1 pseudogene is annotated in these 632 nt (G+C 65.3%); it reads right to left on the reverse strand.

What is annotated here, in order from left to right:
* Positions 1-586, reverse strand: a pseudogene (locus E2L05_RS20625) (magnesium chelatase subunit D); the annotation flags it as partial.
* Between the last annotated feature and the right edge of the window lie 46 nt (positions 587-632).

A 632-nucleotide genomic window follows, 5' to 3' on the forward strand; every position in this document is an offset into this window, starting at 1 on the left:
CGTCCACCAGCATATCCTGTGGCGGGCCATCGGGTTGCTGGTCTGGTCCGTCGGCGTCTTGCGCCTCGGCCTCTGGTGGATCGGGCGGCGGCGGGTCTTGGTCTTCGTCGGGGTGTTCAGGCATCTGCGTGGCGCGCGAGGCAAAAACCAGGGCAGCCGCAGCGGCAAGATCCTCTGGCCCCGCGACGTCCCGTCCGAACAGGGCGGCATGGGCGCGCGCGGTACGAAGCGCCAAGAGCGGTGCGCGTAGCCCGTCAATGCCGAAGCGAACCGCCAGAGCAACCAGCGCAGCGGCGGTATCTTGGGGAAGTTTGATCCGCGCCAGCCTGTCGCGCGCCGCCTGTAATGTGTCGTCATCGGCAGGGGCGCATGTTCGGATCGCATGTCGGCTTATGTGCGAAAGGTCTGCGTGGAAAGCCAATCTGTCCGTCAGGCAATGCGGCGCAACCTCGTGGGGCTCTGCCCCTTCGTCCAGCAACACCAATGCGTGACCAGTTCCGGTATCAAGGCTTTGCGTCAAACGCGCGGCAAGATCGGGCGGCGTGCGTTCAGCCATTGCAAGAACCAACAGAGCAGGCTTAGCCAACAATCCGCCTCGGGTTTCCACGGCGCCGGTCGCGAGCGTCGCTGTC

It is taken from the genome of Meridianimarinicoccus aquatilis (assembly GCF_004358675.1).
Classification (GTDB): domain Bacteria; phylum Pseudomonadota; class Alphaproteobacteria; order Rhodobacterales; family Rhodobacteraceae; genus Meridianimarinicoccus; species Meridianimarinicoccus aquatilis.